This is a genomic window from Stenotrophomonas sp. 05N423 (assembly GCF_056397145.1).
In genome coordinates, this window is the sequence record NZ_JBFTMV010000005.1 from 274,851 (window position 1) to 281,747 (window position 6,897).

Consider the following 6,897-nt stretch of genomic DNA (forward strand, 5'->3'; position numbering starts at 1 on the left):
CGTATGCAGTATCCATCAAGCTTGTTAACTAAACAATAACGCTGCCCGCATTCATTTCCGCTCGCTCCATCACCCTGTCCGGGGCTGTCACGGGGTAGGCTTGCGCGCCCATGTTCATTTCCCTTCCCTCCCGCAACAAACCCGGACTGCGCTGGGCAGTACCGCTGCTGTTCGCGGCGATCTGGCTGGCCTTCCTCTGGTCGATCTCACGGCCGGACGAGGCCCGGCGGTCGCTGTGGATGGACTGGGGTGCACTGTCCACCGGCCTGGGCAATCCCCAGGACTGGTGGGCCGCGCTGCGCGACGGCAGCGTGCTGCGTCTGTTCACCGCCCTGTTCCTGCACGCGGACTGGTCGCACCTGCTCGGCAACCTGGTGTTCCTGCTGATCTTCGGGCTGCCGGCCGAAAGGGTGCTCGGACCATGGCGACTGTTGCTGCTGTTCCTGCTGGGTGGCGCCGCGGCCAACCTTGCCGCGTTGTATGCCATGGGATCGCCGGACCAGATCATCATCGGCGCCAGCGGAGCGGTGTCGGCGCTACTGGGGGCTTACCTGGCGCTGTTCCCGGGCGCGCGGCTGGGCGTGGTGGTGCCGCTGGGTCTGTTCCTGGAGTTCGTGCGCGCCCCTGCCTACCTGCTGATCGGGGTATGGGCGGCGCTGCAGGTGGTATTCGCCTATATCGGCCCGAGCTTCGGCATGGTCGCCTGGTCGGCGCACGTCGCCGGCTTTCTGTTCGGCATCGTCTATGGGTTGTACGTGCGTGCCGCGATCGCCCGGCGGCTGCGCAAGCGACATGGCTTCTAGGCGCGGTCGCGCCTGCGCGCCGTCCTTATAATTATAATCGGGCGATGAGCAACAAGCCCCTGTACAAGATCACGTTCCTCAACCACGGCAAGGTCTACGAGCTGTATGCCCGGCGCGTGGGCAGCAGTCACCTGTGGGGATTCAACGAAATCGCCGAGCTGGTGTTCGATCTTCATGACGGCCTGGTGGTCGATCCCACCGAGGAGCGGCTGCGCGAAGAATTCGGCGACACCAGGGTGCTGCACCTGCCGATGCAGAGCATCGTGCGCATCGAGGAAGTGGAGAAGAAGGGCCAGTCGGCCATCCGCGATGCGACCACCGGGGAGAAGGTGGTCACGCCATTCCCGATGCCTGCCAGGCCGCGCTGAGGGTTTCTTCCGGGGCGCGGCGCGCGCTTGCCCGGTACGCCCTGCCTGCATCCATGCAGTGGCGTGAAGCGCGGCATGAAGGTTGGGCGAAGCTCGCACATCCGTTACTTGTCACCAGGCTTCACCAACGCCTTCCCGGCGGAAGAGGGACTTCCTCAACGCCGCCAGTGCGGGCGCCCTGCCGCGCGACAACGAAGTCAGGTGACCCGCCGCCGCCAGGCAGACGTCGTTACTTGCCGCTGTCCTCGGCTTCCGGCCTGGGCTCCTGCGGCTTGGCCGGCACGGTCACGCCCGCAGGCGCCGGAGCCACTTCCGGTTTCGCTGGAGCTGCCGGCCGCGGTGCGGCCGCAGCCTTTGCGGCGAGCGAACCCGGCTGCTTGAGTTCGCGCAAGGCCGACTGGATCGGCCCGTCGCCCGGCAGCACCACGCCGGTGGCGCCTCCGCTGGCCTCGTCGTCGCCACGCAGATGGCCCGGCAGCTTGGCCTCGCTGAAGTCAGCGATGGAAGCCGGCATGTCCTTGACAGCATTGGCCGGATCCGGCGCCAGCTCCACGTCCGGCACGATGCCGGTGGCCTGGATCGATCGGCCGCTGGGCGTGTAGTAGCGCGCGGTGGTCAGCTTGACCGAATCCCCGTTGTCCAGCGGCAGCACGGTCTGCACCGAGCCCTTGCCAAAGGTGCGACTGCCGACGATGCGCGCGCGCCGGTTGTCGTGCAACGCGCCGGCGAGCACTTCCGAGGCGCTGGCCGAACCTGCGTCCACCAGCACCACCACCGGCGCACCCTTCATCAGGTCGCCCGGCGTGGCCTCGAATTTTGCATCGCTGACCGAGATGCGGCCGCGCGTGCTCACGATCACGCCCTTCTCCAGCAGATCGTCGGCCACCTGTACCGCCGCGGTGAGCAGGCCGCCCGGATTGCTGCGCAGGTCCAGGACCAGGCCCTTCAACTTGCCACCGGCCTGCGCCTGCAACTGCGCGACATGCTTCTGGAAATCGGCGCCGGTATCGGCCTGGAAGGTGCTGATGCGCACATAGCCATAACCCGGTTCGAGCAGCTTGCTGCGCACGCTGGTGACGCGGATGGTCTCGCGGGTGACGGTGACGTCGAACGGCTTGTCCTCGCCGCGCTCGATGGTCAGCACCACCTCGCTGCCGGCCGGACCACGCAGCGGCTCCATCGCCTCGATCGCGCTGATCGGCTTGCCGTCGATGGCCACGATGAGGTCGCCTGCACGCAGCCCGGCGCGGGCGGCGGGCGTGTCGTCGATCGGCGAGACCACTTTGAGCGCGCCATCCTGCTGCAGCAGTTCCACGCCGATGCCCTCATAGGCACCGGTGGCCTGCTCGTCGAAAGCCTCGGCGTCTTCCTTGTCGAAATAGGTGCTGTGCGGGTCCAGGTCCAGCAGCAGGCCGCGCACGGCCGACTGCATCAGCTTCCTGTCATCCACCGGATCGACATAGGCTGCGCGCACCGCGTTGTAGACGGCGACGAAGCGGCGGATTTCCTCGAGCGGCACGCGCGAGGTGACCGATTCCTTGGCATCGGGGTCGTCCGCCTTCGGCGTCTTGTCCGGGGCGCTCTGCGCCAGGCCGACGGCCGGCGACAGTGCGAACAGCAGGGCAGCAGCAAGGCCGGCTACACGCATGAACCACTCCATGAAAAACGGATGCGCACCATGCGCGTCGGGTCGATTATGCGCGAAGCCCGGCCGAATTCCCGTTGAACGCGGGGCATCGGCCGCACCGCCCGCTCAGCGGGCGGTCACTGGCGCTGCAGCCAGGTGGCCGGGTCCACCGGCTGGCCGTTGCGGCGCAGCTCGAAGTAGAGCGCCGTCACGCCCTGCCCGCCGGAGTTTCCGACCCGCGCGACCGCCTCGCCGCGGCGCACGCGCACCCCCGAGTCGCGCAGCAGCGTGTCGTTGTGGGCGTACAGGCTCATGTAGCCATTGCCGTGATCCACGATCAGGATCATGCCGTAACCGGTCATCCAGTCGGAAAAGACCACCGTACCGTCGGCGACCGCGGTCACCGTGGTGCCGGGAGGCGCACCGATCAGCACGCCACTGCTGGTGCGGCCGTCCGGCAGGCGCCCGCCGTAACGCGCCAGCAGGTTGCCCGACAGCGGCCAGCCCAGCCCCCCGACCTTCGGTGCGGGCGCGTTCGCAGTGACCCGCGGCGGCACCTTGCCCGGCGCGGGCCTCGCCGCCCCCGTGGCCACCTGGCGCGACTGCTCGGCTTCGGCGCGGCGCGCGGCCGCCCTGCGCTCGGCCTCGGCGCGTGCGGCCGCCGCGCGCAGGCTGGACAGCAGTTGCTCGAGCGCCCGCGCGTCCTTGCCCAGCACCTTCTCCCGCTCGCTGCGATCCTGGTAGCGCTGGTCCAGTTCCGTCGCCACCTGCGCCCGCTTGCGGCGATCCTCGGCCAACGCCGTGGCCTGTTCGCGCTGCTGTGCGCGCGCCTGTTCCAGTTCGCGGCTGCGCGCCAGGATCTCCTGCTCGTTCGACGACAGCGCCTGCAGATCGCCGGTGAGCGAGGCGATGGTCCGCGCCCGCTCGCGCTGCAGGTAGCGGTGATAAGCCAGGTCGCGGTTGGCATCGGCCACGCGGTCCTGCGACAGCAACAGCTTCAACGGCGCGTGGTTGCCCAGTTGGTAGGCCCCGCGCAGCAGCGCGGTGAGCTGCTGGCGCTGCCGCCCCAGGTTCGCCTCCAGGGAGGCGCGGCGCTGCTGCAGTTCGACCAGCGTCTGCTGCTCACGACGCATTGCCGCCTCGGTATCGGCTACTGCCCGGCCGCTGCGTGCCACCTTCTGGTCGGCTTCGCGCAGGCGCCGGGACGCCGCGTCCCGTTCGCTTTCCAGGCGCTGACGCTCCTGCGCCACGTTCTTCAGTTCGCCACGCACCTGCTGCAGCTTCTTCTCCGCATCGCGGGAGTTGCTCTGCGCCTGCACGAGGGGGGCGACCAGCGACAATGCCAACAGACAGCCGGCAACCCGGGCCGGCAATGCCGGAGAGCGGACGGGCTGACGGTGGCGGCGGTATTGTCGCAATGGCATTCCAGTGACTTCAGGCAGATGCGGATTGTACCCAGCCATGCTGCCATCCATCCTCGTCCACAGGAATTCCCGACGGAGACGCGCGATGAAACGATTCCTTCTTCTGCTAGCCCTGGGGCTGGCCAGCCCGCTGGCGATGGCGTCTGACGACATCAGCAAGGTGAACGGGAGCATCCACACCGAAGCCGGCACCGCCTACCGCGACCTGGACACGGTCAACGGCAGCATCCATCTGGCAAAGGGCGTGCAGGCGCGCGGCGTGGAGACCGTCAACGGCAGCATCAATGCCGACGACGATGTGCAGGCGCGCAGCCTGGAAACCGTGAATGGCGCCGTCCGCGCCGGACGCGGGCTGGTCCTGTCCGGCGGCGTGGAGACGGTCAACGGCAGCATCTTCATCGACCAGGGCGGCCGCATCGGCGGCGGCGTGGAAACCGTCAATGGCGGGATCGGGCTGGTCGGCACCGAGGTCGGGCGCAATATCGAAACCGTCAATGGCGACATCACCGTGGGCATTGGTTCGCACGTGAAGGGCGGCATCCGCGTGACCAAGCCGTCGTTCAGCCTGTCGCTGACGCCTCCCCGCAAGCCGCGGATCATCATCGGCCCGAACGCAACGGTCGACGGAGCGCTGAACTTCGAACGGGAGGTGACTTTGTACGTGCATGACAGCGCCTCCATCGGCCCGGTCAGCGGCGCCACCGTACGCCGCTTCGACACCGAAGCCGCGCCGAAGGACTGAGCGCTTCCCCGCGCATCTGCCTAGAATCGGGCTTCGCCCCTCATCCGGAGCCCGGTTCCATGTCCCGCAAGATCCTGTTGTGCCTCGCCGCGAGCGCGGCACTGGCCGCCTGCCAGCCGGAGGCCGCTCCTCCTCCGGCTCCCGCGCAGGCGCCACCGCCGGCGCACATCTTCTCCAGCGACATCAACGCCGCGGACTTCGCCGAGCTGGTGAAGACACTGGCGTCGGACGAGTTCGAGGGACGCGCGCCTGGCAGTCGTGGGGAAGAGCTGACCGTCGCGTACATCCGTGACCAGATGCAGCGCATCGGACTGCAGCCAGGCAACGGCGACAGCTGGTTCCAGGATGTGCCGATGACCGAGACCATCGCCGATCCCTCGACCGTGCTCACACTCCGCCACGGCGATGCCAGCCGCACACTCGGATTCGGCGGCGACATGGTGATCGGCACCCGCAGCGGCCAGCCGGAAGTGAAGATCGACGCCAGCGACATGGTGTTCGTCGGCTACGGCGTGGACGCACCCGAACAGGACTGGAACGACTACGACGGCCAGGACTGGAAAGGCAAGACCGTGGTGATGTTCGTCAACGACCCCGGCTTCCATGCGGATGACGCCGGCTTGTTCGAAGGCAAGCGCATGACCTACTACGGGCGCTGGACCTACAAGTTCGAAGAAGCCGCGCGCAAGGGCGCCGCTGCGGCGCTGATCGTGCACGACACCGCCGGCGCCTCGTATGGCTGGGACGTGGTCAGGAGCTCCTGGGGCGGCGCGCAATACGACCTGCCGGCAGCCGAAGACAAGGAACCGCGCCTGCAGGCCCAGGGCTGGTTGAGCGCGGAAGCGGCCCGGCAGCTGTTCACCGGTGCCGGCCTCGATCTGGACAAGGCCTATCGTGATGCCGGCAAACGCGGCTTCAAGCCGGTGCCGCTGCACACCACGCTGTCGCTCGACCTGAAGAGCCACATCGCCGAAAAGAAATCGCGCAACGTCGTTGGCGTCCTGCCCGGCAGCAAGCGCGCCGATGAGGCAGTGCTCTACATGGCGCACTGGGATCACCTGGGCAGGCACGGGGGCGAGGCGCACGGCACCGATGGAGACGATGACATCTACAACGGTGCGGTGGACAACGCCACCGGCGTGGCAGGCATCCTCGAGATCGCCGACGCCATGGCCCATCAGCAACCGGCACCGCAGCGCTCGGTGGTGTTCCTCGCCGTGACGCTGGAGGAATCGGGCCTGCTCGGCTCCCAGTACTACGTCAACCACCCCACCTTCCCGCTGGACAAGATCGCTGGCGTGATCAACATCGATGCGATGTCGGTCAACGGCCGCGCCCGCGACATGACCGTCACCGGCTATGGCAGCTCCGGGCTGGAGGACATCCTCAAGCCGCTGGCGGCCAGGCAGAATCGGACCCTGCATGCAGAATCTTCGGTGCAGAGTGGCTTCTACTTCCGCTCAGACCATTTCAACTTCGCCAAGGCCGGCGTGCCCGCGCTCTACGCCGGCGGCGGCCAGGATCTTCTGGAAGGCGGCATCGAGGCAGGCAGAAGAGCTGCCGAAGCCTATGGCCGCGACCGCTACCACAGCCCCCGCGACGCGTACGACCCTGCCACCTGGAAACTCGACGGCACCATGGAGGACCTCGAACTGCTGTATGGCGTCGGCAGGGAACTGGCCGGTGGTGAGAGCTGGCCCAACTGGTACCCGGGCAACCCGTTCAGGGCCAACCGTGACCGCATGATGGAAGGCAAGCGCACCGACTGAGTGCTCCATGACACACGGTACGCTGCATGCAGATGTCGTTGTCAGGTCTGGATCGTCGCGTTGATTACCTCAACACGCACGGCACCTCGACGCCGTTGGGAGACATTACGGAGCTGGGTGCGGTGCGCGAGGTATTCGGTGATGAGTTGCCGCCGATCTCCTCG

General features: G+C 67.6%; 6 protein-coding genes and 1 pseudogene. 5 read left to right on the forward strand and 2 right to left on the reverse strand.

Annotation, left to right across the window (positions count from 1 at the left end):
- Nucleotides 1-110 precede the first annotated feature (110 nt).
- Nucleotides 111-803, forward strand: coding sequence for a rhomboid family intramembrane serine protease (locus AC1DGW_RS10880; protein WP_478022686.1), 693 nt, complete (start codon nt 111-113; stop codon nt 801-803).
- Nucleotides 804-847: 44 nt separating this feature from the next.
- The gene (locus tag AC1DGW_RS10885) at nt 848-1,171 is read left to right on the forward strand and encodes a DUF1820 family protein (protein ID WP_478022688.1); all 324 of its coding nucleotides are present in this window, start codon (nt 848-850) and stop codon (nt 1,169-1,171) included.
- Nucleotides 1,172-1,400: 229 nt separating this feature from the next.
- Here AC1DGW_RS10885 and AC1DGW_RS10890 read toward each other — a convergent pair whose 3' ends face one another.
- Together AC1DGW_RS10890 and AC1DGW_RS10895 are read right to left on the reverse strand one after the other, a co-directional pair.
- On the reverse strand, nt 1,401-2,819 hold the full coding sequence (locus tag AC1DGW_RS10890; protein ID WP_478022690.1) for a S41 family peptidase: 1,419 nt from the start codon (nt 2,817-2,819) through the stop codon (nt 1,401-1,403).
- 116 nt (nt 2,820-2,935) lie between these two features.
- Nucleotides 2,936-4,147, reverse strand: coding sequence for a murein hydrolase activator EnvC family protein (locus tag AC1DGW_RS10895; RefSeq protein WP_478022722.1), 1,212 nt, complete (start codon nt 4,145-4,147; stop codon nt 2,936-2,938).
- Nucleotides 4,148-4,307: 160 nt separating this feature from the next.
- On the opposite strand from AC1DGW_RS10895, the gene AC1DGW_RS10900 reads away from it, so the two are divergent.
- The 3 genes and pseudogenes from AC1DGW_RS10900 to AC1DGW_RS10910 form a co-directional block, all read left to right on the forward strand.
- Entirely contained in the window at nt 4,308-4,964 is a 657-nt protein-coding gene (locus tag AC1DGW_RS10900; protein WP_478022693.1) for a DUF4097 family beta strand repeat-containing protein, read from the forward strand.
- Between the two features lie 59 nt (nt 4,965-5,023).
- Nucleotides 5,024-6,733: a M28 family metallopeptidase gene (locus AC1DGW_RS10905; protein WP_478022695.1), complete on the forward strand. Its 1,710-nt coding sequence runs from the start codon at nt 5,024-5,026 to the stop codon at nt 6,731-6,733.
- A gap of 17 nt (nt 6,734-6,750) precedes the next feature.
- Nucleotides 6,751-6,897 (forward strand): annotated as a pseudogene (locus tag AC1DGW_RS10910) (beta-ketoacyl-ACP synthase I); the annotation flags it as partial.

Bases quoted from the DNA above. Each gene is read 5' to 3' on its own strand.
- AC1DGW_RS10880 (WP_478022686.1), top strand. From the start codon at position 111: ATGTTCATTTCCCTTCCCTCCCGCAACAAACCCGGACTGCGCTGGGCA.
- AC1DGW_RS10885 (WP_478022688.1), top strand. From the start codon at position 848: ATGAGCAACAAGCCCCTGTACAAGATCACGTTCCTCAACCACGGCAAG.
- AC1DGW_RS10890 (WP_478022690.1), bottom strand. From the start codon at position 2,819: ATGCGTGTAGCCGGCCTTGCTGCTGCCCTGCTGTTCGCACTGTCGCCG.
- AC1DGW_RS10900 (WP_478022693.1), top strand. From the start codon at position 4,308: ATGAAACGATTCCTTCTTCTGCTAGCCCTGGGGCTGGCCAGCCCGCTG.
- AC1DGW_RS10905 (WP_478022695.1), top strand. From the start codon at position 5,024: ATGTCCCGCAAGATCCTGTTGTGCCTCGCCGCGAGCGCGGCACTGGCC.